We start from the raw sequence: 25,591 nt of genomic DNA on the forward strand, positions 1-25,591 counted from the left end.
CTATCGCAATTTGGCCCAGCCCCTAAGGTAACTGATTCAAATATGCGACAAGCATTTTTTGAAAACAAATATTGTAAATCAAATAATTAACGAGTCTTTTTACAATTATTAAGAGACACTAGTGAATAGGCATATTGAAACATCCTGTTAGCAAGCCCACAGGCCATATTCACGATTGTTTTCATACTTCAGCAATATTAATTATCTGTTTTTTAGCCCCAATAAAACATTAAAGAGTCTACAAAAAGCAGAATTTACAACGGAATATCTTGCAATCTGCCTCCAAAACCTAATGTAAATATTCAGTTGTCCCACATGCTGATACAATACATAAGAATACTTTTTAAATTGTATATCAAAATCTTGTATCAAATTTCGGTTAACTAAAGAAGAATTTGTAAAATAAGTAATATAGATATCCTTAATATTCGGGAAAATGCGAGCGTCCAGATAAGATTTAACCTCGGGACCAACTGATTGACAAAGTTTATCATATAAAGCAATCATATCCAGCACATACTTTGTACGGTCTGCCATTTTTTTAATCTTTACCTTTGGATCAATAGTCTGCCCAGAACGGCCAACTAAATACCGATAAACAGATTTATTAAAAACCCCTACAGTTTCTACAACAGACATCGGGGCAAAAATCCACTGCTGATCTGTGTAGGAAATACCCTCAGTCTGACGATATCCTATCCTCGGGAGCAGTTCGGCACGATAAGTCACAGCATGCATTTCCATATCTTTAAAACGGTCGGTGACACAAACCTCCTTCATTCTCATCAAAGATTTACCCCAATCATAAGAGATATGTTTAAATTCTACCCTGTCTTCATCCACCAAAACAAAATCAGACAGGGCTAAATCTACATCATTTTCACTCAAGAAAGTAATAAATTCATCTAAATGAACTGTATCTACACTGTCATCTGAATCTACCACTTTCACATATTTCGCATTCACCACAGGCAGTGCAGCATTAATACAAGACCCATAGTTTCCGTTCTTCTTGTCTATCACCCTGAAGACATCAGCCGCACGTGACACATATTCCTTGGCAATATCCAAAGATCTGTCTTTGCTCCCATCATTCACGATAATGACCTCAAGTTTATCTCTATTTTTATCGATTAAAAAAGAATCCAAACAATAGGAAAGATACTTTTCCATATTGTAAGTGGGGACTATAATTGACAAGATTTTCTGAGACATCTGTTCTTATTTTATAATGAATCCAGTATTTCTATTATTCTGACGACGTTCACGGAGTACCTCCAATACAATATCCGGAATCAATTTTTTAATACGTGCATGCGGTATCTTACGAGGAGGAACTCGACGATAAGGTGATGGCTGAGCCTCCAATTCAGCCTGTCTGGAAGCAATATCTTTCATTACAGACTGAACAAAACCAGATATTTCTTTCATCTTATCATCTTTATTCCAGCTATCTATACAATACTTGCCGTATTTCTCCAAAATACCCATTCGATCTAATTCTTCACGCTGGGTAAAGAACGCAAAATGAGCCACAATAGCATCTCCGTTCCAGGCATTCGATAACCCTTGCAGCGTAGGATAAATACAAGAAAGATATTCTTCATCATCGCCAGGAACTTCTCCTTTAAATTTCTTCATTTCATCACCAAACCATAATATGGCATTGATAGAAAAGCGTGTCATTCCCATTTCCTTCTTACCTAAATGCAATCGGTCCCAATGCTCTGTTATCAAATAATTATTGATAAACCAATGGTGCAAATCACGCGCAAAACATCCACTTTTCCATAATATAGGATGCGAAGATTCTGCGTTATAATATTGGTCAAGCTGTATCTTGCCATCAAGTTGCAAAAGATAAGTTGACAAGGAATTATTAATTACTAAAGGGCTGACCAGAAAATACTGTGGATAGTCCAAACGGAACTGAATCATTTTTTCAATCAATCCTGGCTCCATCCAAACGACATCATCATCCAGTTTAAAATAGATGGTCTGTTCTTCTACACAAGCTTTATAAAAGGCATTGATACTTGCATTACCATTTACCACTCCATCAGGCTGCCATACTAAGTTTACCACTGGAAACCTACTTGCCATCTGTTTGAAAAACTCGATATCTGCCCCATTGTGCGTATTTACCCAAATATCATAACGGTCTACATAAGGACATGATACAATATACGGTATCAAATACTGCATATACCGACGGCGTCCTGCAGCGGTATTTACTACTACTTTATAACCTTTATACATAAATCAAAAATTAAATTGTTTAAATACCGCCTCAATAATCGGGGCCATATCATAATATTTGTATTCAGCCAGACGTCCGCCAAATATTACATTTTTCTCTTTGTCTGCCAATTCTTTATATTTCTGGTACAGAGAAGAATTCTGACTGTCATTCACTGGATAATAAGGTTCCATTCCCTCTTCCCATTCTACAGAATATTCTTTTGAAATAACGGTTTTAGGATTTTCGTAAACCTCTTGTCCGAAACTTTCAAAGTGTTTGTGCTCAATAATTCGTGTATACGGAATCTCAGCTTCCGTATAATTTACCACCGCATTTCCCTGATAGTTTGCAGTATCTAATATTTCTTCTTCAAACCGAACGGTTCTATATGCTAACTTACCGAAACGATAATCAAAAAATTCATCAATTTTTCCTGTAAATACGATTTTATCAGCAACAGAGCTCCAGTATTCCCTATTTTCAAAGAAATCAACTTCAGTTTTGCATTCGATACCTTCCAGAAGTCCATCAATCAAGCGATTATATCCTCCAATTGGAATTCCTTGATATTTATCATTGAAATAGTTATTATCAAAAACTAAGCGTACAGGAAGACGTTTGATTATAAAAGCTGGTAATTCCGCACATTTTCTCCCCCACTGCTTTTCTGTATATCCCTTAATCAACCGTTCATAAATATCTTTACCGACCAGTAGCAGAGCCTGTTCCTCCAGATTTCTTGGCGTATCAATCCCTTGCGCTTGCATGTTCTTCATCACCTCCTCTTTCTGCTCCTCGATTTTCTTAATGGCTTGCTCTGGTGTTGTCACTCCCCACATCTGGTAGAAAGTATTCATATTAAAAGGCAAATTATAAAGCCTACCCTTGAAGTTTGCAACAGGTGAATTTGTGTAACGATTAAATTCTACAACCGAATTCACAAAATCCCAAATACGTTTGTTTGAAGTATGAAAAATATGTGCACCATATTTATGCACATTTATTCCTGCTACATTTTCACAATATATGTTACCACCCAGATGAGTGCGCTTATCAATCACCAGACATTTCTTGCCTTGTCTATGGGCCAAACAAGCAAAAGTTGCTCCATACAGTCCTGAACCCACAACCAAAAAATCGTATTTTTCCATATTTCAAATAAGGTTAAATTTTTATTTTTTCCAACAAAGGTAAATGTTTCCTCACCGTCTTCAATCCCATTTTATGAACTAACGCAAACAAAATGCGCTGGTATAAAGTATTCACTTGAGGATCCATTTTTCTTAGTACTTCCTTATAATTCATCTTCAGGAACTCCTCTAACGAGACAAATAACTCAGGATGATCTTTTTTTACCTTTCTAACCTTTTCTACACAATAAGTCCGATTAGCATGTAAATGGAACCAAATTGGACTATCAGCCAAAACTACTTTATAAGGATGGTTAAACTTTTCCACTACAGTATAAGGCCTTTTATCTATATTATAATATCTAGAAAAGAAAGTATTTTCCGATACACGAAATAACAAAGTATCTCCCTCACCATTATAAGGAGGGTGAATATTGAATTTATCAAATGGGATTGTCCAATCTGTATCCCAGAAAAGATTTACCCCAGAAAAGGAAACAGCAACATCCCCCTTTTGCAACTTCCATTTTATATAGATAGAATAATATCTTTTAAAGAAAGAAACTAATTTATCAGGTAACATTTGAAGAAACGGATATCCTAATCTTGAAGAAATTCTACGATAAACAGAAATATACATCATAAAAATCCATCCCAATATAAAACTGACACTCCAATGCACAGATTGATCCAAGCAGCATACATCTCTCCATTTTTTTATTTCATCAGCAAAATATATTTGGTCTGGATCTATTTTCATCGCATACTGATAAGTCACCTTAGAAAGAGCATAATTACATTGAGTTGAATGTAGCCTTACAGAATCTTCTGGAAGAGATATTGCATACTCAAATTCTTCTTTACTTAGATTATGCGATAATATATGATTATTAAAAGGATAAACTTTTAATTTTCCGGGATATTGTTTCACTTTCTCAGCCAAAACAATCTCAGTATCATCAGAGCAATCATTATATACTACTATTAACTCATCCAATGAATTGATGCATGAATCAATACATGCACTTAAAAAGCGTCCTTCATTCTTTGCTCTAATTATTCCAGAAAGTCCCTTATTATAACTTTTCATAATAATAAATTATCATCCGCATCTACAACTAAAATTTTGAATCCATAATGGAAGAGGCTTTTATTATCCCTATATCATCTTCCCATGAGACTTCTAATCTTACATATGACTATCACACAAAATCTCATTTTATGAACAAGCATCCACATCAAAAATTTCATTTTCTTTTTGCAGAAATTATCGGGACAACTCAATATATATTTATGAGAATCCGGATAACATGCTAAAAAAGTTTCATGCATTTGAGGATTCAAAACCAAATCCTGATTGCATTTTAATATTCTCCAAGAAATTTCTTTCTGATATAAATTTAAGACTTTTTCTGTTTCAAAAAAAGAAATAATGCCCAAATAAGCCTTACACTCACTTTTGTATTTTGCTACATTATGATTATTCAATATGGAGTTGACATTTGCTCTATTGTAATAATATAATGGGACATGAACACTTGAGATTTTTTTTGCATGATAACATAATTGAACAGTAAGCCAAAAATCCTCGCAATTAATCAACTCTAAAGGAATTCTTAAACGATATTCATCATATAACGAACGATGAACTAACATATTGCACAAGGATGTAAAAGACAATATATAGCTACGTAAAATATTATCTTTTGTTCCATTTGTAGAAATTGTCTTACATATATTTTTTTTATCCGGGCCATAGTACAAATAAAAATCACATAAAACAATATCAGATTGGGATTTTATAGCTTCATTACAAAGATTTTCATACATATTAGCATCAATCCAATCATCAGCATCGACAAATGTAATCCATTCACCCTTAGCATTATCCAATCCCATATTACGTGCAGAACTTACTCCCCCATTTTCTTTATGAAAAACTTTTATTCTGGAATCTGCATTAGCATATCTATCACAAATTTCGCCCGAACGATCGGTACTACCATCATCTATCAATAATATTTCTAAATTCCTAAACGTTTGCGACAATAAGCTATCTAAGCACTTGCATAAATATTCCTCAACATTATATACAGGTACAATAACTGATATAAAAGTACTTTCTTGCATAAAAATTCTTATTCATAAATCATAAGATTACACACAATATAACCTATATTCTATATAGAATATATTTTTATTCATTTAAATGTAAGGATCTAAGTTTTAGGATTACTCCCTTTTTAGACAGACGGCAATAGGCTCCATCTGAAAAAAGTCCACAAATTGAACAATCGTTGTTTGATTATCGTCATGAAAAGAAAATTTTCATAATCTGTTCTTCCCATTATTATATTTCTGAGTAACTTACAGAAGCAATCCCTAAAGGAAACTACAACCTGTCGTAAAAGGCCATCTCAATATGAGTAAATTAATTCTTTATATTTCCTCTTTTCAATTTAACATGTAAAAATAATAATAAGTGACTGAACAAAAATGTTCTATCTAGATAAACAATCCATTTTGTCAAGAAAAACAAATGGCTCTTCAAAATATCAGATTGCATCACTTTACATAACTCTTTTAAATTACTTTTACATTGTGAATCTTTTTCTCGATAAGAATCCAATACTTGACCAATGTAATCATCAATTGAATCTGACACTAGCTTATTTAACTCTCCTTTAAATATATCAGAAAAGCTAATATATATCAATTTGTGTACCAATATCATATTCTTTTTCACCCTATATTTATTATCCCAGTCAGGTACATTATAATAATAACCAACCTTTCTTGTACAAGACATTGTATCAATATAGCACAAATATTTTATGCAAAAGATCTGATCTTCCCAATAGTTAAACCTTTCATCAAAACGCAGCCGGAATTTATCAATAACTTCTTTTTTAAATAGTTTTACCCACAAATATCCCAGTATTTTATTCTCATAAAGTTTTATCAATCCATCGCATTTATTTCCACAATAATCAAATCCATAAACAGATCCTTTTGAAGATGGATTAAATAAAGATTCAGAACTTTTAAACGATTGGCATATAAGTTCGTTATCTGTTATTAAAAGTGTGACAAAATTATCCAACCAAGAAGAATATACAAAATCATCAGAATCACAAAAAGTAATCCATTTTCCCATAGCATTGTCTATTCCTACATTACGTGCTGAACTGACTCCGCCGTTTTCTTTATGAAATACTTTGACACGTGGATCCTTAACAGCATATTCATCACAAATTTTACCAGAACTATCGCTACTCCCATCATTGACTAAAAGCAATTCCCAATCTGTAAAACTCTGATTAATAATACTATCTATACACTTATTAAGTGTAGATTCAGAATTATAGATAGGAACAATTATAGATATTAAGGGATTCATATTATTTTTTCAATATTGTGGTTATAAACTCGTCAGATTGTTTCCGTAGTAAATCTAATTTCTTATAAACAAAATCATAATCAATTAAAGGAATATTTGAAAAATATTCATCAGATGAGATGATTAGTCTTTCATTCAATGAAAATAAATCCAGTATCTATTATTAGTTGATTATCAGTATTTTACACCCTAAACGGTAGAAAAGTGACTGTGTGGATTCTGTTTAGATACGAAAAGGTAATATTTAACGTATTTAACTTTCGATTACACCAAAAACCAATGAAAAGGGATAGGATGAGGTGTTTCTACTGAAACCGCAGTATGAAAAGCAAAGGAGTCATACAGATTTTAGTATGGTTCTCGCATCAAAAAAATGGCATACGTATAACTTTGCAACTCGGTTGCAATGTTTATTTGCTACCTTTCCTCTATAAAAGGATAATGATTTCCCTCGCATAGGGTAACTAAAACCAGTAAATTAGCATATAGCAGGAAAAATAGGCACACCACATTCCGCACTTGCACATTTATGCAAATGTTACTATTAGTATACTTTCCTCTTCGAGTTACACTCATACTGACTTCCATAGCCCTCCATGATATGAGTTAATTTGCAGACGAGGTGTGACCATCACAAAGATAGTAGCCTTTTCATGGAAGGTATATTATGATCATCCGTTGTTTGCGGACTCTTCACAATCATGCTTGAAGTCGATATATTCGACATTGTCATGTAGGACATGCCAAACAGAAACGAGCATTTTTCTCGCTACAGCGACGATGACTTTCATCTTGTTTTTTCTTCTCACTACAGTCTGGTGATAGGAAAACCAACTAAAGAAACAGTCTTTCTGCCGACTGGCAGCCCATGCACATTGTATGATGGTTCTTCTGAGATAGCTGTTGCCATGTGTCGTTTTGCGGGATTTCACTTTTTTGTTGGACTCATCATTTCTTGGGCGCAATCCACTCCAGGCAGCAAGGTGATTTGCCGTCTCGAACTTACTCATATCTGTACCGATCTCTGCGATCAATGATGTTGCGGCACGTTCCTTGATGCCTGGGATTGTTTGCAAGCGTCTGAGTTCCTCCGGGAAGTATTTCTGGCATATCTCCGACATTTTGTCTTGGCATTCTTTCTTGTGGCTCTCGGCAATGTCTATTTCCTCACGGAGTTGGCGAAGGACATCTATCTCGGCTTGGGAGACAACTCCCTCCATAGAGGCAAGTATAGTTTCTCTGCCATGTTTGTTGATGATGCGTCCATGAATCTCCTTGATCAATTCCTGTGGGTCAGTGACACCTTCCGAGAGCCTGCGCACGACGGTTCTGTAACTCTTGCACTCTATGTTGGAGACATAGTTGCTCAAGCGGATGTTGCACCGTTGGAGTACAGCATCCACTTTGGATTCCTTACGCACGATTTCCTCATTGAGGTCAAAGATTCTACGGTCATATTGGCGAAGTTGCTGAATAATCTCTGGAGGTACAAAACTACCATTTACTAGTTCCTTCTTAGTACACTCTGCAATCCATTGAGCATCCTTCACGTCACTCTTATGACCGGGAAGCTGCTTGATAAAATACGGATTGACAAGGCGGAGTGTAAAATGAGGAGACAGCACACGCCAGATTGGTACCCAGTAAATGCTGGTGCTTTCCATTGAAACTTCTGAAACGTGGTGTTTTTTGAGCAATTTGCACATTTCATGCAGTTGAAATGTTAAAACTCCGAAAACTTGTTCAAATAATTCACCATCAGGGTGCAAAATACAAAGATAAATGCTATCTTTGTGCACGTCAAGACCACATACTGCTTTCATAAGCCTAATTTTTGAAGTTAAAAACCCGGTTAATGAACACTGCTTCAAAGATAGTAAAAATTATTGTGACTTAGAGCACGTTGATGGCTGTTTTTGCAGTTGTGGCCTTGATTTTTTTCAAAAAAAAGCTAATTTCGCACAATTCGAGGGAAATCATTGTGCTTTTTTATTCATACTGACTTATAATTCGGAAATTTTATGTAAATTTGCAGCCAAATTGAAAATATAATGAAGCAGAAGCTCTACATAACTATTGTGGCTTTGACAACAATTGTATTGTTGGCGTTGCCATTTATACCGCACCATCATCACGAAAGTGCGGTATGTACCGTTGTGGAGCATTGCAATAGCGACAACGCTGACAATGACAAACATACGTCACATAAGGACGATGGAACAAAGTGCTTCGAACAAGGCAGTTGGGATGTTGTGTCAGTAAAGACTTTACATACAAGTAACATACATTATTTATATCATGCAATAGTATGGGCTTTATCTCGTATTATGGGTTGGGTGTCAGAACCTGTGAAAACAGAGTTTGATACTCATACACCTATTATTATAAAGGTGGAACTATTGCGGATAAATGGACTTAGGGCACCTCCTTTTTATCGTTTCTAATAGCGTTGGTTCTTTTAAGGGGCAACGTACAGCGACTATACCTATTCATATGGAAGGTATAGTTACAAATCAATCATTTTTATTATGAACTTGCAAGTGCTTCAGGGTTTGGAGCACAGGCATTAGTTATTGCAAAATGTCAATTAAGGAAATTCTGGCGCTTGGCGCACTGGCTTTTCCTCTTTTGTCGTATGCACAAAGCAAAGACAGCTTGACATTCACACAAGATAGCACAGACATGACTTCTATGAAGAGGTCAAGTGTCGTGCCTTATATTATACCAATGTCACTTATGTCGTATGGAACTGCAGAGGCTATTGTTATGAATAAAGGCAGGATGCTGAACTATGCTATCGGGCATGAGGTTATAACCCACAAGCCAATAGCCATAGGGATTGATGACTATACACAGTATGTGCCAGCTGTAAGCGTATTGGCATTAAATCTATGCGGAGTAAAAAGTCGTCATAACCTAAAAGAACAAACGATGCTGTTGGGGTTGTCAAGTTTGCTGACGGCTATATCCGTAAATGGCTTGAAATACACAGTAAGAGAGATGCGTCCTAATGGCTCACGTCGCAATTCTTTTCCATCTGGGCATACAACTGTTGCCTTCATGGGGGCAGAACTCTTGTGGCAAGAATACAAGGATACTTCACCGTGGATAGGTATAGGTGGTTATGTCATAGCTGCAAGCACAGGAGCATTGCGTGTGTATAATAACAAGCATTGGATAGGAGACGTGGCATTTGGAGCAGGATTGGGTATTCTGTGTACGAAATTGGCATACAAGTTATATGATCCGATTTCACGCAAGATGCACAACAAACAGTCCAAGCGAACAAACACTGTCTATCCATATTATAACGGACAACAAGGAGGACTAGCACTAACTATACAATTATAATTAGAACGATAAAGAAATGTTTCAAAAAATAATTCAATTATCAATCAAGAACAAGGTAACTATAGGTATGTTGACCTTGGTGCTCATTATATGGGGCACATGGTCGTTGTCGCAGTTGCCTTTTGACTCTACACCTGATATTACAAATAATCAAGTACAGGTGATAACCCAAGCTCCATCATTGGGAGCGCAAGAGGTAGAGCAGTTTATAACCACTCCAGTAGAAATGGCTTTGGCCAACATTCCACGTGTGGAAGAACGCAGAAGCATCAGTAGCAGCGGCTTGTCTGTCATTACATTGGTTTTTGATGACGATGCAGATGTATATTGGGCTCGGCAGCAGGTAAGCCAACAATTAAAGGAGGCAGAGGAAGTTATTCCGCAAGGTAAGGCTACCATAGGTATGGCTCCTGTCACTACTGGTTTGGGAGAAATATTCCATTATACCATTCGTGCAAAGAAGGGATATGAGGACAAATACAGTTTGTCAGATTTACGTACCATCCAAGACTGGATAGTCCGCAAGCAATTGTCAGGAACACCTGGCGTTGCAGAAGTCAGCGGCTGGGGTGGATATGTAAAGCAGTATGAAGTGGCTGTGGATGCCGACCGTCTCAATGCTGTTGGTCTTACAGTCACAGAAGTTTACGATGCCCTTGAAGCAGGCAACGAGAATACAGGCGGAAGCTACATAGAGAAAAATAGCAACCAATATTTTATCAGAGGATTAGGACTTGTTTCAACACTCGAAGACATAGAGCGTATCCCTGTCAAGACTATCAATGGTACGCCTATCTTGATACGTGACATTGCAAAAGTACAATATGGCTATGCCACACGTTATGGTGCAGTTACACGCAATGGCGAGGGTGAAGTGGTGGCAGGTATCTCACTGATGCTGAAAGGTGAAAATTTCCAGCAAGTTATTAAGAACGTAAAAGAGCGTATTGCGCAGATTCAGAAGAGTCTGCCAGAGGGTGTAGTCATAGAACCATTCATTGACCGTACTCAGTTGGTTGACCGTGTTACTGGCACTATCACCCGCAACCTTATCGAGGGTGGCCTCATTGTTGTGTTCATACTCGTTCTGTTTTTGGGTAATTATAGGGCAGGATTGGTGGTGGCATCCGTCATTCCGCTCGCTATGCTGTTTGCTTTTGGTATGATGCGGTTGTTTGGTGTCAGCGGAAACCTTATGAGTTTGGGAGCCATTGATTTTGGCTTGATTGTGGATGGCGCTGTGATTATCGTAGAAGCCGTATGCCACCATATAGGTATCAGTCGTGACAAATACCATGGCTTGCGCTTAACACAAGAGCAGATGGACAAGGAGGTATATCATTCCGCTTCCAAGATTCGTAAGAGTGCAGCCTTTGGCGAAATCATTATCATGACGGTATATCTGCCATTACTTACATTGGCTGGTATAGAAGGAAAGATGTTCCGTCCGATGGCACTTACCATTTTCTTCGCCATCCTTGGAGCGTTTATCCTTTCGCTTACCTACGTACCAATGGCAAGTGCTCTGTTCCTTAGCAAGGAAAGCGTACATAAGACTAATTTGTCAGACCGTCTGATAAACAAGTTACAGAGTTGGTATAAGCCTATCATCACCAAAAGTCTGCAACATAGCAAGGTGCTCATAGCTTCCATGGTGCTGCTGTTCGGCATCAGCCTTTTCGCTTTCACTCGTTTGGGCGGTGAGTTTATCCCGAATCTTGAAGAAGGTGACTTTGCAGCCGAAATCAGCATGGCACAAGGTACATCACTCTCGCAGATGGTGAAGACCTGCACTCAGGCAGAAAAGATATTGAAGTCCAAGTTCCCGGAGGTGAAGCAGGTAGTAACTCGTATCGGTAGTTCAGAGATTCCAACCGACCCAATGCCTATAGAACGTGCAGACATGCTTATCGCTCTCTATCCGAAAGCAGAATGGACATCTGCCAAGACAAAGGACGAACTCATGGAAAAAATGGAAGAAGCCTTGGGAGAGATTCCTGGTATGGAAGCCGAATTGACACAGCCAATCCAGATGCGAAACAACGAACTGATTACAGGTATCAAGCAGGATGTCGCCATTAAGATATACGGCAACGACCTTGATGCTCTGCAAGCATCCGCAAAGCGAGTGGCATCTCTCATCAAGCGTGTTGACGGGGTGTCTGACCCATTTGTCGAGAAAGTACAAGGTTTGCCGCAGATTCAAGTAAAGTACAACCGAGATCAGCTGGCTAAATATGGCATTCCGATAAGAACTGCCAACAAGGTGCTTGAAACTGCTTTTGCAGGAAGCCGCTCGGGATATGTGTTTGAGGGCGACAAACGATTCGACTTGGTGGTGCGTATGGACAAGGACTTACGTAATGACATAAAAGCTATAGAAAGTCTGTACCTTCCTCTGCCCGATGGCGGAACAATTCCTTTCCAGCAAGTGGCACAGATTACACTGACAGATGCACCTGCACAGGTTACACATGAGGATGGACAGCGAAGGATATTTGTCGGTTTCAATGTTAGGGGACGAGACATACAGACCACTGTGGATGAGATACAGAAGATTTTGGACAAGGAGCTGAAGCTGCCAGCAGGTTATTATTACACTTATGGCGGTCAATTCCAAAATCTTCAAGAGGCTACCAATCGTTTGATGTTGGCAGTACCTTTGGCGTTGCTCGTCATTTTGGGTTTGCTGTATGCTACGTTGAAGAATATCAGGGAAACCTTGTTCGTATTCTCAGCCATACCTCTCTCTGCCATTGGTGGTGTGTGGGCTTTATGCCTGCGAGGTATGCCTTTCAGCATTTCCGCAGGTGTAGGTTTCATTGCCCTCTTTGGTGTGGCTGTACTGAACGGAATTGTGCTGATAGGACAGTTCAATACTTTTGAGAAAGAAGGCGTGACGGATGTAAAGAAACGAGTGATAGATGGATGTATGCTCCGTCTTCGTCCTGTCATCATGACCGCATTGGTAGCGTCCTTGGGCTTTATGCCTATGGCCTTGTCAACTGGTGACGGTGCTGAGGTTCAACGACCGTTGGCTACTGTGGTCATTGGCGGATTGGTAACAGCCACGATATTGACACTTGTTGTCTTGCCATCTATTTATAAGACATTCACCAAGAAAAAAGAAACAAACGTATGACAAGAATAAGATTGATTATATTAGGCGTACTGTCTATGGCATTCGCCTCCATGTACGCACAAAATGAGAGTTGGTCTTTGCAACAATGCATAGATCTCGCTCTTGACAACAGCCTATATATGAGAAATGGGCAAATTGCAGTTGGCAAAGCCAAAGACTTGCAGGGTACGGCTTTTGACATAGAAAAAACTTCAATATCGCTCAGTCAAGACCCTACGTCTGGCGGAAGTCCAGACAATGGCATTACGATAAGCCAAACCTTTGATTTTCCTACGGTGTATAACGCCCGTAACAAGTTCTTGAAAGCTGAGACTGCCGTGGCGCAAAGCCAGGTGGCAATAGTAGGCAACCAACTGGTAAGGGATGTAACCTCCGCTTATTATTCGTGGCTTCATGCTCACAGCACTTTGCAGGTATTGCAAAAGCAAGACAGCGTATATCAGCACTTCCTGCAACTGGCATCGGCAAAGTACAAATCAGGAGAGACCAACCAACTGGAACAAATGAATGCGCAACGATTATTGAATGAGAATCGGATAAGTTTGCAAAGAGCTGAGAATGATTGCAAGAAATATCTGTTGCAGTTGAAACAGCTCATCAATACCAATGCAGACTTCACACCAAAGGACGAGAAAATGGCAAAACTACATGACGCGAATCTTGGGGAAACTAATTTCTCTGACACGCCACTTGGACGAAACATGCAAGCACGCCTCATAAGCAATGAACGTAGTGTTTCGCTTGCCAAGCAAGGGTATATGCCAAGCTTCACTCTCGGCTTTACAACACAGGCAGTCATCCAAGGATTCAATCCTTACAATATTGACAGAAGCAGGTTTTCCAAAGGCAACTTCATGGGATTTGAGGTAGGCATCGGCATACCTCTGTTTTGGAAAAGTAACCGGTCAAAAGTCAAGGCTGCCAAACGTGATGTAGAGTTGGTGCAGAATGAGCGTGCATTGGCAGAACAGCAGCAGAAAACGCTTATGCGTGATGCCACCAATGAGTATATGAGAGCAAAACAAGTGCTTGATTATTACGAGAGACAAGGCAACGCCGAGGCAACACTCATGGTGAAACTATCGCAGACGAACTACGAGAACGGAGAAATGGGGTATGTGGAATACATACAAAACCTAACTTCGGCTCTTGATGTGCAACTTCGTTACATAGATGCTGTCAACGACTATAATCAAGCTATCATCAATATTAATTATCTCAACGGAAATAAACAATGAAAACATTTAATATCATCATCATTGCTGTTATCAGCATATTTCTTGCATCATGCACAAAAGGCAAGCAGGAAGAAGTAAAGGAAAACAAAGTAGAGGAGCAAGGCAATGCAACCATTGAACTTACTCAAGAACAGATAAAGACGGTTGGCATTACGCTCGGCAAGGTTGAGAGTCGCTCTCTCAACAATGTGATACGTGCCAATGGCGAACTTCAGCTCAACCCACAGGATATGGCAGACGTGACTTCTCTCGTAGGAGGTGTTGTCCGCAAAATTTATGTAACGGAAGGACAGCAGGTGAAAGCAGGTCAAGTGGTTGCACACATAGAGAATACCGAAATCGTAGGATTGCAGAAAGACTATCTCATTGCTGTAAAAGAGACCAATGTAACACATCAGGAGTTGCTACGCCAAAATACATTGGCTTCACAGAAGGCAGGAGTGGAAAAGACCTTGCAACAGGCATCAGCAGCATACGAGATGGCACAGGCTCGCCAGACAGGGCTTTACAACCAGCTCCGTCAAATTGGCATTAACACCAACCTTGTGAAACAAGGCAGAATCATACGGCAGGTAGCTATCTCTGCTCCAATTTCTGGCATCGTGACGAAGATAAGCATAAAGAGTGGAAGCTATACGGAAAGTTCACAATCATTGATGCAAGTAGCCAACAATGCCGCCGTGTTCTGCAACTTGAATGTATTTGAGCGCAATATCAATCAAGTTGCTAAAGGGCAGAAAGTAGATTTCGTCATCACCAATAGCCCGAATATTCATTTCAAGGGAACGGTAAGAGAAATCAATCGCTCGATGGATTCTGACACCAAGGCTATATCCGTACGTGTCGGTATTGACGCAAAGAACACCGCTGAACTTATTCCTGGCATGTATGTGACAGGCATCATCAGTATGGGCAAACAAAATGTGCCAGCCTTGCCTGACGATGCTATTGTAAATGCCAATGGCAAGCAATATGTGTTCGTGCTTGACAAAAAACACAAAGAAGGCAATGACCTTAAATATCAATTCAAGCAGGTGGAAGTCGTTGCAGGTGTAAGCGAATTGGGATATACGCAAATAGATTTCGTCGCTCCTATTAGCAAGGATGCAACTGTTGTCACTTCCAATGCCTTCTACATAGCGTCTATGACGGCAGACCATGGGGAAGAATAAAAGGAAGAAAATATACCTTTATAGTCAAGATGTGAGATAAGCTTTAGATAATCTCACATCTTGATTTTTACAACCTTTTATACAATACTTATCTTCGTGATGAACGATAGGGCTTATTATTAATTGCTCCCAATCCTATCTTTTGTGTTCCGTCCCAATTTGTAAGTTGGTCAGCACACCCATTGGAGCCACCGAGTGAAACGTATGTGTCTGCACTACATGACATGTGGTCAACAAAAGCGAGAAAGTTGTCAATGGCGTTGTCTGTGAATTGAACTTCATTCGTAGCGAAGAGTTTTGTCCAGTTGGTGACACATTCCTGCTTGAAGTCTGTAAAACCATGCCAAGACATATCAGATAAGAACCTCTTTGCTGCCGAATCTATACTGGCTTTAGAGTCCAATCCAATATTATGCTTTACAGCAGATGCCATAATGCCATAGTATATGGAAGCCGATTCTTTCTCGTTGAAGTTGACTCTATCTGTCTTGGCAAAGGAAGATAGAGCTTCATGTCCCTCATGGATGAACTTGTCAAGCACTCCTATGTATCTATTTTGCCGAGCCATGCTTTCACGTTTGGCTTCGGCTTCTTGCCGAGCCTTTTCTTTTGTTTCTTTCTCCTTACGTGCTTCCACTCGTCTCCATGCGTCTGTCATTTCAGGCTCTTGCCAAATGGCATTCCAACGAGCTTTCAAATCATTGTACATTTCCATAAGTGTAGTATTATATTTTTTTGCACTGGCGAGTTCTTCCTTCGCATAGACAAGTTGAGTAGTCACTCGCTCCACAGCCTTCTCGTCAAGTTGAGAGATGCGTTGTTTGACTTTGGTGTTTTCAGTCTTTAGCGCATCATTCTCGGCATGAAGCGATTTGTTCTCCTCTATCTGCTTATTGAGATTCTGCATATAGTAAGTGTATGTCTTGTTGACAGACTTGCGTACACCTTCATTCTGCTTGTCACGTTCTGCATTAATGGCTGCTACAAGAGCCTTGATTGCAGCGTAGATATTAGCCACACGCTCCTCACGCCACGCCTTTTGTCCTATAAGTGCAGGAATAGGGATGGCAAGTTCTTTCTTTACGGCATTCATCGCTTCTTGAACTGGAGCCTTGATGTTGAGAAAAGGAATGGTCAACTCCTTCTTGTCGATCAGGGCAAGTACAGCATACTTCTCCACTTTGTCAAGAGCGACTTTCGCCTGACGTTCAGCTTCAAGCACCACCTTGTTCTTATGCTTGCGTCCTCGCTTCTCTTCCTCTGAAAGTTCATCATAGGAGAAGCCTCTTGCCAAACCATACTTATGCCCAACTTTGTTGTAATAGTCGGTATGAAGTTGGGAAAGGTATTGGGATTTGTCCTTTGCTCGCTCTCCCCACACTTTGGCATAAGATACCCTTTCAACAACACCCTTTGCCGCTTCCGATTTTGTGTAGTTGTCACGTTCTTCTTTTGGAAGTGCTCTCCATTCCCTTGTAGAGAGAACCTTTTCTGGATTATCCTTGTGAATATACTTGCTTCCGACACGCCCACGTTTCTTTACTTGTTCAACAGGCACGGTCTGCACATGGGCATGGATGCTTGTTTCGTCACAATGCACATCAAAGCCGATGACATTCTCTTCTCCCCATTTCTCACATGCAAAGCGGTAGGTGTCCAATGCCCAGTCATAGATGCCTTTTTGCAATACAACCTTGCTGTGGTCAGCATTTGGATCTGACGTATTGAGTTTCTTTTCACCAAAGGCAAGCCTGTTAAGCACATCATGGTCACCACTGAAGATGATGCCGACAGTGCAGTTCGGACTGTTCCTTGAAACTTGGTCGGGACGCTTGGCATCCATATATGGCTTGAAGCCAAGTTCATCAAGTCTGTGCTGCAAGCGTTCATGCAACGGCACAGACTGGGAACCAAGAGGCACAATCTTTCCACCCTTGACTATCTCAAAGTTGAGTCTCTTGCGTGAGTAGTTATAATGGTTGTTCTTGTCTATGTCTGCGTTTTTTAGTTGGTAACGCTTCTCGTCCCAACCTCTGCGTTCCGCCTCGTTGCCCACTTGGGACGAGAACGATTTCTTGTCTGTGCCTACATGGATGGCGGCACGTGGTATGTTTCTTTCCATAAGAATCTTGTTTGAGTTTGTAACATTGTTATAGTATGACTGGTGACAGGTCTCGGGCGGAGCTTGAGCATAATAGAAGGACTTTTTAAGTGAACAGCGTCAGCAGGTGAATCTAAAAGTCCCTATTATGTTTTAGGACTTTTTTGAAAGTCCGTCACGCAAGCGTGCTCGCAGATCCTTACCAACTCTGCTATGACTCTTCCACCAACACCAACCCAAGACAGTCTATCAGATGTTGGAGTGGCGGATGTTGCTTTATCAGCCTTTGTAGCGCCATCTGCGGTGTTTCCACCATCAGTAGGAAGTCTGCAATGTCAAGACCTTTGGTCTTTTGTTCATCGGTGGCATTGTCTTCCAAGATGTTGCTTATGACAACCCTTTTGCAAACAGATTGCAGCAATGGAATTTTTGATTTCCATTTGTCCGTTGCTCCAAGGTCAGGGAATAGAATGATGTCCCGACCTCCCAATACCTTGACAGCGATTTGGTTGAGACAGCCATGCATACCTCCAGTTGCCAGCCAGATGAAATTGGGGATGAAATGTGATGCGATTATGGCAGTTTTTTCGCTCTCGACAATAGCGACCGACATTGTGGGATGCTGTGCCAGCAAATGCTCACCAAAGAAACATTGGCACAAGTTGAAATCTGGAAGATGAAGAAAAGCATGCGCCCATCCAACATAAGAACGTGGCTCTTTCACACGATGTCCGTCTTTGGGATTATATAGCATGACCTTGCCAGTCCTCACCTTATCATCCTTGTCAACTTGCCAATAAATGGTTGAGCCTCCCCACTTATAGGATGTTCCGACATGATACATCTTAATCAGCCTTTCTGTCTCTTGTTCACCAAAGACCTTGGAAAGGTACCGGTATAACGGATTGATTCCGTAATGAGACAAGGAACGCTCCATAATAGCGTTGGCGATATAGGAAATAGGCTTTTCTACGACTTTCGGTTGGATATTCCTTCTTGTCGGATATGGCAATTTGTCCTTAGACAGAAAGTCTGGATGCTCACGGAAATAGTCTTTAGGAGTATAGTGATACCCACAACTATGCTCATGGTCGCATTTGCCTACATTGTCAGGGAAGGACACTTCCCCCTCATCATCTATGTATCTTGTGAAACAACGCTTGCGCTCACAATTCGGGCATGTGTAACGATTACCCGATCTGTATTTCTCCAAGTGAAATCTATACTCGTTCATAATCGTAACTGAAATGAATTATTGGTGAATTTCAGCTTTCAGTTCTTTCATGTTTTCAGTTACGCACTTGTCAACTGAAAAACTGAAACAAATGAATACTGAAAACAGGTTGGTTTATGTTTCAGTTGCCTGTCCTGTTTCGAACTTTACTTTTTCGTAAAATCCTTTCTTTGCCTTTGTGATTAGTCCAGACTTCATAAGCTCCTTTATATAGTTCATCACAGTACGGTCTGTAACATGCAGATTCTCCATTCCTGTTTTTATGGCAGTTTTTGTGTCAAAACTGTCTTCCAACAGATACAGCAACTCCTTGGACATAGAATCACAGGTGTCTTCAGCAACAAAGGCTCGGCAGCGTTGATAACAATTCTCACAATATTCATTGAGCAGTAATGCTCCTTTTATGGAATCCACATCAATACTTTGCAGATGGCTCTCGCCACAGGCGTATCTTAAAGCTTGGAGCAATAAGGCAATGCGTGCGACGTGGGTATTGTGCTTCATCACCCTCGTTTCAACATCCTCATCGTCCTCTATGGCATTGATGGCATCCACATTTCTGTTCCACCAACCAAAGAAAAGGGAGTGTGCGTCCTTGTCCATATAAAGGATATTTGGACAACATTCATTTGTGTCATTACACCTTGCATAGTCAAGTCCAAAGATTTTCCCGATGATGTCAGCCCATTTTCTTGAAGCCTCGCTCTGGCGCACATGGCCGTCTTCCTCATCCAGCCAGTGTGGAACTTTCTTGGATTTGGGATATACAACCAGAATACGGTCAAGAAAACCTGTATCCATGAATTTGGAAGCCATCAGTTCCTTCATTCGTTTGGTCTGTGTTGTACCGATGATGTTGACACATGGCTCTTCTACACGTTGTGGGCGGTCATTCTTGACACGTGTGTTCTCCAAGTGGCATCCGCTCCAGATGGAAAGTAGGCGTTCAAGCATGGGATTTTTCCCATACCTGTCTGTATTGGCAAGCAGTCCGAGAATTTCATCATAGTTGATGGCTATGCCACGCAAGTTGTTGTAATGCTCCAATACCAGAGCCTCCAATGTAAAGTCATCCAATGTGACCCTTTTCAGAATAGGCTTCTTCATGTCCTTGCTTCCGCTTTCCTTTGTTGCACATGCTGCCTCATATAGGTCAAGTTCATGGCAAAACTTGTCAAACAGCTTTCGTTCATACTCCCGAATTGGCTTGTATGCAAGCTGTAATGGTGGAGTTTTGCCCATGCCAGGCCTGCCAACCAATATGATATAAAGGGCGGCATTCGTGTCCCAATCCTGCTTGACGTGAATACGATAGGTATTGCCAAGAGCCGCTGATGCTGCTGACAGCATGGACATGGCGACATAATCCACCTTGAAATTGCCGTGCACCACCATGTCTATGATGATGGACTGCATTTTTTGTGGAAATACCTCAAGAGGGAAGCCTGAGTCCGCTAAAGACTCGGCTTCCATGTTGATTTTGTTACAGAGTTCAAGCGCATCCATAGCATTACCAGTTTAAGGGGTTCGGCTTGCGCTTGTTTCCTGCAAGAATGGCTGCATTCTCCTCCTCTGCCGTGAGAGGTACAGGATTCTTGCGGTTTGTCTCCAGCCACTTGTCTAGTTCATCCTGATAAAGGCAGTAACGCTTGCCCGGCTTGGTGGCAGGAATGCTGCCGTTTCCAAGTTTCATGTAGAGGGTAGCCATCGGCATTTTCAGGTATGCCGATGCTTCCTCCACACTCATAGGTATGTGCGTATTAGCCTTGTGTGGCTTGTTCTGTGATTGCAGACTGATGATCATCTGCTTCATGCCCACCACTTCATCCCGAAGCTGGGCAACGACCATTGGAAGGTCGTTGAAAGTTAATTCCTTTGTCATATACAAGTTGTTCTAAAAAAACTGGGACAAAGGAACAGAATGATGCTTCCGTTACTGAGGTTCGTGACAGTCATTTGTCATTCACGAAGGAATAACTCTAACAATGGGGATTATTCGGGAGTTTCCTCTTTAACATCATGGAAATCATATCCACCATTAGCAGGTTCGTCAATAGGAATGACATCATTGGAGCATGGTGCTTTCAGGTTCTTCAATGTACTGTAGTCCAAGCCTTCAAACGGCTTTGGAAATAATGCCTTGACAAATGCTATTCGCATGGCCATTGTGTAATCACGTTTACCCAAACGCTCTGCGATATTCCACACGAAGTGCCTTAAAGGGATATTCTCAACATTTTCCTTGAAGCGGTTTATTGCTGTCGGGGTATAGTTGGTGTCGTTGCTCCATTCCTTGACTGCCTCAATTACCTTGTACAAATCTTCCTCATACAGAAACCTTGACATGGTACGATGCACATAGTCAAGTACGGTTCTTGTTCGCTTTTCCTTTATCTCCTGTGCTTCTTTTTCTTGTGCCTCTACACACTTGGCATAGTCCTCATGACTGTATTGTGCTGACTCTGTTTGTGGTAATGTTTGCTTTGGCTGTTCTTGTTCTGTTGCTGGCTCTGCTTCTACAACGTTTTTCTTTGTCTTGCTGTTGCTACCAATGGTCATCAGTTCATAGGGATAATTCACCATAGAAATGAATATCGCCCAAAGCAGGATGTTGCTCCCTACAAAGATGATTGACTCGACAAACAGACTTTGGTGAAAGTCATTGCCTACATACACAGCCACGACAAGAGAGATGGCGAGAATTGCAGTACCAACAAAAGCGTAGATGGTACAATCTGAAGTTGTCTTGTTTTCTATCATTATTGTATTCGTTTTATTTTTATTCGTTCAAAAACTTCCACAAAGTTAGATGCAGAAGCATGTAAAAACCGCATTTACGTTCTCTGGCACTCTTTCTTTTACGCTTTATTAGCGTTCTAATATGATATCATACTCTGAATCATACTTTAAACTTCTCGTTAGTGCCAGTTGCTGCTTATTGCTGGCTACAAAGGTAAGGGCAAAGAAAAGGGATATTTGCAGTTCCTCTTTAATATCAACAGAAATTGGAATGTATTTGTCGAATTGGTTCTATCCACGACAGCAAATAGAACCAACAAAACGAGAAAAGGACTATTGGAACACTATCATTCCAACAGTCCTTTTCCGATGCATTATTGTCAAAAGGTTACTTTCTCAACGTAATGCAGCCAACCGAAGCACGCTTCTGTGCATCGGAAATCTTGGCATACACCTCTGTTGTTGCCACATTCTTGTGACCGAGATAACGCTGCACAACCGCAATACTTGTTCCTGCGTCCAACTGGAGACAGGCAAAGCTGTGGCGTGAGCAATGATAGGAGATATGCTTGGTGATCCCTGCATCTTTCAGCCAATTTTTCAGCGGTGCCTGTGTCATGGAGTCTTTGAAATCGGGGAACACCTTACCTCGTTTATCCGGTGAATAGCCTATCAGTTCCAAGGCTTCCTCACTGATTGGGTTATGCACGATGTCTTTTGTCTTCTGCATTCGTGTGGTGACATACATCACACCATCGCTGCCGTATGGCTGTATCTCCTCCCAAGTGAGTTTCTTGATGTCGCTCTTTCTCAATGCCGTAAGACAAGAGAACAGGAAGGCTCGCTTCAAGGCAGGAGCAGAGCATGGTGTGGATGCCAAGCGGATAACCTCGTCCTGTGAAAGATGCTCCTTGTCAGTCGGAATGGTCTCGATGCGTTCCAGAAAGCCATTCGGGTTCTCCTTTATCTTATGGTCACGATAGGCTGTATGTATTGAAGCACGGAAAGTTGACCAGTAGTTGGCAGCTGAGTTGATATGTAACTTTCTGTTCTTATGCAGTCCCTGTGGTGCTGTCAGCAGATACTCCCGAAACCTGTTGCACAAGTCCACGTTTATCTCACCGAAGGTACACTTGCCTTGCGTGAATGTACGAAAGTGCATATAGACGTGCTGCCACTTGGAGTTCTTCTTGTCCGCCAGTTTCTTGAAGTAGGCAAGGAAATCTCCCTTCATTTTCTCCTTGTCGAAGAAGTCGTAACGCTCGTTGACGATAGCCTCGAAGCGACGGCAGCGTATCGCCTCGGCTCTTGCCGTAAGGTTGAGGTTGTACTTCTGTTCCGTCTGGTTCTTCGGCTTGGCATAGATGTAGATGCCAAGCGACTCATGGCGAATGACTTTCATCGTGCTCTCGTCACGATAGCCTGGATAATAGTCAAGATAATAGGACAGCATGTGTCCGTCCTTGATTTTGCGTGTACGCAATGATACGGTCTTGCAAATGTTGCTCATAACTGATATGTATTATTGATGATTATTCGTGGTGAAGTGTATCTTCACGGCTACAAAATAACTGAATGATATTTCCGTGACTCCCATTATTTGCAGTCATTGATGGATAATGCTGAAATCATTTGAAATCACAGTCCTTTTGCTGCCCTTTCTGCCATTGCACGCTCCACATCCGTCCTCAAAAGCAGGTTCTTCACTCCGACTTTTACCTTACTGATATGGTGAACTCTCACGATATGGCAGATGTTGGCACTTGTCAGACCATACAACTGCTGCACTTGTTCGGTGGTATAATAGTTGTCATCGCTCATGAGGTCAGTCCTGCGCAGTTCTTCAAGATGCTCCTTGGAATAATAGGTACGTCCGTATTCTCGCTTGGTCGGTATCTTATGGCGGTAAGTGTATGCCCTGAGTGCCGACTTGCTCATGCTGAAAGCATCCTCTACATCATCAGCAGTCACCCATTCCGTGATACTGTTGAGGTCAACGGCAGTACCGAAGAATTCATCAATATATCGTTTGCTGTAATAGTTCTTGCCAGCGATACGGCACATCGGTATCTGGTTACGTTTGGCGGAGGTGTAGAGCCAAGACTTCTTGACCTTATAAATGGACATCACTTCCTCGCCCGAATAATAGTCAAGCACCTCATTCTCCTCTTTCCCTTTTGTTGATTCCAGGTTTTGTGTTGGCTTTTCTGTTTTTGCCTTTTTACTGAGCTTGCTCTTGCTGGCAGGAACCACACGCTTGTAGGGATTACCTTCAAACATCTTCTCTATATCAGCCTTTCTTACGAATGCCATTCTGCTGCTCAATCTTGATGCCTTCAACTTGCCGTTAGCCACAAGTTTGTAGATACACTGTCGGGTGCATCCCATCAGAATGGCAGCTTTGGAGAAGGTAAGATACTCCTGATGTTGCAGATCCATGATAGGCTCAATACCGTTAATCAAGTCCTGCTGTCTTTTCTTCCTAAGACGTTTTGCCTCTGCCTGACATTCCTCGGAACAGTATTTCTGCATACCGCTTCTTGGCACGAATGTCTTGCCACAAAATTCACATTTTCTTGTCGGTCTCATACTCTTTGATATTGCATTGTTCAAATTCATTTGAGTATTCCACCGATGGAGTAAACGGAAGTGAACCATTGACAACCTTTGTCAACCCAGTCCACAATATAACGCTTTTTACTTATCAACTTCAAATCTGTCCTCCATCGTAACCACTCGTAAACCCTTGTCAACTACGTTCACGATATGACAAAATAAAAGCTCCGCAAATTCTCCACGGTAGAAATACGCTGCAAAAATATGTGGAAAATCGGGAACTGCCAAAAAGCACTCAGAAAGTGTTAAAAATCAAAGAGTATTGAAAATCAATGCTTTATGGTTAGTTAGTCATAGTAAGTTATGGTTAGTTATAAGGCTCTAAATACAAGTACAAAAGTGAATAAAACCGACTTAACCCTCTCTTTGGATTTCCAAATACAAGAAACTGCTTACGGAATATAATAGAAAATATGCATCCATGAAAAGAATCAGTAAATACAAATTCTGCATCGCCAAAAGATTTCAACCATTGCTCAACAGACATTTTAATCTGTTTTTCCAAAGGTAGATTGCTTTGATATTCATCCGGACTATCAAGCCAAAATGGAATTAAATTTTTGTCTTTCGCAATTTTTTCAACCAAAGCTACTTTTTCTGGAGTCTTATCTAAAATATAAACCAATATATTACCATTCGATGGCTCAGTATGCGCTTTACAGATTAAACCCCTATAATCATCTGCAGAAAGTAATAATGTTGGATCTAACATTTGTAAAGCTTCTACCCCAAAATAATTACGACAAATGTTTATGCCAGAAGCTTCACGCACAGAAACCGCATCAAATTTCTTCAAAAGAAGTGAACAAATCATTAATTGTTCTTTAGTGTACTCACAAGTATCAACCCCAAAAGAAGCAGCATATGCCACTCTCTTGATATGAGTGTCTTCTAGAAAAGACAAAAAAGCCTGTTCTATTGGTTGGGAATATTCCGGACGCCAAATCTGATCACTTCCAACAACTATCGCATCAAATCTGTCGGCCAATCCAGAATTCCAGCGCCTGCATTTATATTGGTGTATATATCGCTTTATGAATCTATCAGTATTCCTTCTTACTACCTCGTGAGGAGCTAACCATATATTAATTTTTTTTCTTAATAGACATTATATAGATTAATTTGTTATATGACTCATTTTGTGGCTGATTCTGAAGTTGTGTAATCCACAAGCAATAAGAATCACCATATCTTCGAAACCGAATTTATGGCATCTGAATCGTTCT

The 25,591-nt window shown here is 40.5% G+C and carries 19 protein-coding genes; 4 read left to right on the top strand and 15 right to left on the bottom strand.

Going from position 1 to position 25,591, the window contains the following annotated elements:
- Positions 1-201 precede the first annotated feature (201 nt).
- The 7 genes from H3001_RS15600 to H3001_RS15630 form a co-directional block, all read right to left on the bottom strand.
- Positions 202-1,215 carry a glycosyltransferase family 2 protein gene (locus tag H3001_RS15600; protein WP_262890862.1) on the bottom strand — a complete coding sequence of 338 codons (1,014 nt, stop codon included), beginning with the start codon at positions 1,213-1,215 and terminating at the stop codon, positions 202-204.
- 6 nt (positions 1,216-1,221) lie between these two features.
- Positions 1,222-2,259, bottom strand: a complete 1,038-nt coding sequence (locus H3001_RS15605) for a hypothetical protein (RefSeq protein WP_181215425.1) — start codon at positions 2,257-2,259, stop codon at positions 1,222-1,224.
- A gap of 3 nt (positions 2,260-2,262) precedes the next feature.
- The gene (gene glf / locus H3001_RS15610) at positions 2,263-3,393 is read right to left on the bottom strand and encodes a UDP-galactopyranose mutase (protein WP_181215426.1); all 1,131 of its coding nucleotides are present in this window, start codon (positions 3,391-3,393) and stop codon (positions 2,263-2,265) included.
- Between the two features lie 13 nt (positions 3,394-3,406).
- Complete coding sequence (locus tag H3001_RS15615) at positions 3,407-4,462, bottom strand: glycosyltransferase family protein (protein WP_181215427.1); 1,056 nt, start codon at positions 4,460-4,462, stop codon at positions 3,407-3,409.
- A 74-nt stretch (positions 4,463-4,536) separates the two neighbouring features.
- Positions 4,537-5,502 (bottom strand): glycosyltransferase family 2 protein, encoded by a 966-nt coding sequence (locus H3001_RS15620; protein WP_181215428.1) that lies wholly within the window; start codon positions 5,500-5,502, stop codon positions 4,537-4,539.
- A gap of 301 nt (positions 5,503-5,803) precedes the next feature.
- Entirely contained in the window at positions 5,804-6,772 is a 969-nt protein-coding gene (locus tag H3001_RS15625; RefSeq protein ID WP_181215429.1) for a glycosyltransferase family 2 protein, read from the bottom strand.
- A gap of 671 nt (positions 6,773-7,443) precedes the next feature.
- Entirely contained in the window at positions 7,444-8,595 is a 1,152-nt protein-coding gene (locus tag H3001_RS15630; RefSeq protein WP_181215430.1) for an IS110 family RNA-guided transposase, read from the bottom strand.
- Positions 8,596-9,352: 757 nt separating this feature from the next.
- On the opposite strand from H3001_RS15630, the gene H3001_RS15635 reads away from it, so the two are divergent.
- Genes H3001_RS15635 through H3001_RS15650 form a run of 4 tightly spaced genes read left to right on the top strand, consistent with a single transcriptional unit; the run spans position 9,353 to position 15,675 of the window.
- Entirely contained in the window at positions 9,353-10,123 is a 771-nt protein-coding gene (locus H3001_RS15635) for a phosphatase PAP2 family protein (RefSeq protein WP_181215431.1), read from the top strand.
- Positions 10,124-10,139: 16 nt separating this feature from the next.
- A complete protein-coding gene (locus H3001_RS15640) occupies positions 10,140-13,265 on the top strand; it encodes an efflux RND transporter permease subunit (protein WP_181215432.1) in 3,126 nt (1,041 codons plus the stop codon).
- Entirely contained in the window at positions 13,262-14,503 is a 1,242-nt protein-coding gene (locus H3001_RS15645) for a TolC family protein (RefSeq protein ID WP_181215433.1), read from the top strand. The genes H3001_RS15640 and H3001_RS15645 overlap by 4 nt, the downstream gene beginning before the upstream one ends.
- Positions 14,500-15,675, top strand: coding sequence for an efflux RND transporter periplasmic adaptor subunit (locus H3001_RS15650; RefSeq protein ID WP_181215434.1), 1,176 nt, complete (start codon positions 14,500-14,502; stop codon positions 15,673-15,675). Before H3001_RS15645 ends, H3001_RS15650 begins: the two co-directional genes overlap by 4 nt.
- Before the next feature lie 88 nt (positions 15,676-15,763).
- Here H3001_RS15650 and mobV read toward each other — a convergent pair whose 3' ends face one another.
- The 8 genes from mobV to H3001_RS15690 form a co-directional block, all read right to left on the bottom strand.
- The gene (gene mobV, locus H3001_RS15655) at positions 15,764-17,797 is read right to left on the bottom strand and encodes a MobV family relaxase (RefSeq protein ID WP_181215435.1); all 2,034 of its coding nucleotides are present in this window, start codon (positions 17,795-17,797) and stop codon (positions 15,764-15,766) included.
- Between the two features lie 190 nt (positions 17,798-17,987).
- Positions 17,988-19,010 (bottom strand): DUF6371 domain-containing protein, encoded by a 1,023-nt coding sequence (locus H3001_RS15660; RefSeq protein ID WP_181215436.1) that lies wholly within the window; start codon positions 19,008-19,010, stop codon positions 17,988-17,990.
- Positions 19,011-19,124: 114 nt separating this feature from the next.
- The gene (locus H3001_RS15665; protein WP_181215437.1) at positions 19,125-20,516 is read right to left on the bottom strand and encodes a DUF3987 domain-containing protein; all 1,392 of its coding nucleotides are present in this window, start codon (positions 20,514-20,516) and stop codon (positions 19,125-19,127) included.
- A 4-nt stretch (positions 20,517-20,520) separates the two neighbouring features.
- Positions 20,521-20,892: a helix-turn-helix domain-containing protein gene (locus H3001_RS15670; protein WP_181215438.1), complete on the bottom strand. Its 372-nt coding sequence runs from the start codon at positions 20,890-20,892 to the stop codon at positions 20,521-20,523.
- A 110-nt stretch (positions 20,893-21,002) separates the two neighbouring features.
- On the bottom strand, positions 21,003-21,770 hold the full coding sequence (locus H3001_RS15675; RefSeq protein WP_181215439.1) for a hypothetical protein: 768 nt from the start codon (positions 21,768-21,770) through the stop codon (positions 21,003-21,005).
- Positions 21,771-22,137: 367 nt separating this feature from the next.
- Positions 22,138-23,259 (bottom strand): site-specific integrase, encoded by a 1,122-nt coding sequence (locus H3001_RS15680; RefSeq protein ID WP_181215440.1) that lies wholly within the window; start codon positions 23,257-23,259, stop codon positions 22,138-22,140.
- A gap of 128 nt (positions 23,260-23,387) precedes the next feature.
- Positions 23,388-24,338: a helix-turn-helix domain-containing protein gene (locus H3001_RS15685; protein WP_181215441.1), complete on the bottom strand. Its 951-nt coding sequence runs from the start codon at positions 24,336-24,338 to the stop codon at positions 23,388-23,390.
- Positions 24,339-24,672: 334 nt separating this feature from the next.
- A complete protein-coding gene (locus H3001_RS15690) occupies positions 24,673-25,455 on the bottom strand; it encodes a polysaccharide pyruvyl transferase family protein (RefSeq protein ID WP_181215442.1) in 783 nt (260 codons plus the stop codon).
- Positions 25,456-25,591: the final 136 nt, after the last annotated feature.

It is taken from the genome of Phocaeicola faecicola (genome assembly GCF_013618865.1).
Classification (GTDB): domain Bacteria; phylum Bacteroidota; class Bacteroidia; order Bacteroidales; family Bacteroidaceae; genus Phocaeicola; species Phocaeicola faecicola.

Coding starts and splice junctions, on each gene's coding strand:
- H3001_RS15620 (WP_181215428.1), bottom strand. CDS start 5,502: ATGCAAGAAAGTACTTTTATATCAGTTATTGTACCTGTATATAATGTT.
- glf (WP_181215426.1), bottom strand. CDS start 3,393: ATGGAAAAATACGATTTTTTGGTTGTGGGTTCAGGACTGTATGGAGCA.
- H3001_RS15665 (WP_181215437.1), bottom strand. CDS start 20,516: ATGGATGCGCTTGAACTCTGTAACAAAATCAACATGGAAGCCGAGTCT.
- H3001_RS15680 (WP_181215440.1), bottom strand. CDS start 23,259: ATGAGCAACATTTGCAAGACCGTATCATTGCGTACACGCAAAATCAAG.
- H3001_RS15650 (WP_181215434.1), top strand. CDS start 14,500: ATGAAAACATTTAATATCATCATCATTGCTGTTATCAGCATATTTCTT.
- H3001_RS15670 (WP_181215438.1), bottom strand. CDS start 20,892: ATGACAAAGGAATTAACTTTCAACGACCTTCCAATGGTCGTTGCCCAG.
- H3001_RS15675 (WP_181215439.1), bottom strand. CDS start 21,770: ATGATAGAAAACAAGACAACTTCAGATTGTACCATCTACGCTTTTGTT.
- H3001_RS15635 (WP_181215431.1), top strand. CDS start 9,353: ATGTCAATTAAGGAAATTCTGGCGCTTGGCGCACTGGCTTTTCCTCTT.
- H3001_RS15640 (WP_181215432.1), top strand. CDS start 10,140: ATGTTTCAAAAAATAATTCAATTATCAATCAAGAACAAGGTAACTATA.
- H3001_RS15600 (WP_262890862.1), bottom strand. CDS start 1,215: ATGTCTCAGAAAATCTTGTCAATTATAGTCCCCACTTACAATATGGAA.
- mobV (WP_181215435.1), bottom strand. CDS start 17,797: ATGGAAAGAAACATACCACGTGCCGCCATCCATGTAGGCACAGACAAG.
- H3001_RS15605 (WP_181215425.1), bottom strand. CDS start 2,259: ATGTATAAAGGTTATAAAGTAGTAGTAAATACCGCTGCAGGACGCCGT.
- H3001_RS15625 (WP_181215429.1), bottom strand. CDS start 6,772: ATGAATCCCTTAATATCTATAATTGTTCCTATCTATAATTCTGAATCT.
- H3001_RS15645 (WP_181215433.1), top strand. CDS start 13,262: ATGACAAGAATAAGATTGATTATATTAGGCGTACTGTCTATGGCATTC.
- H3001_RS15615 (WP_181215427.1), bottom strand. CDS start 4,462: ATGAAAAGTTATAATAAGGGACTTTCTGGAATAATTAGAGCAAAGAAT.
- H3001_RS15660 (WP_181215436.1), bottom strand. CDS start 19,010: ATGAACGAGTATAGATTTCACTTGGAGAAATACAGATCGGGTAATCGT.
- H3001_RS15630 (WP_181215430.1), bottom strand. CDS start 8,595: ATGAAAGCAGTATGTGGTCTTGACGTGCACAAAGATAGCATTTATCTT.
- H3001_RS15685 (WP_181215441.1), bottom strand. CDS start 24,338: ATGAGACCGACAAGAAAATGTGAATTTTGTGGCAAGACATTCGTGCCA.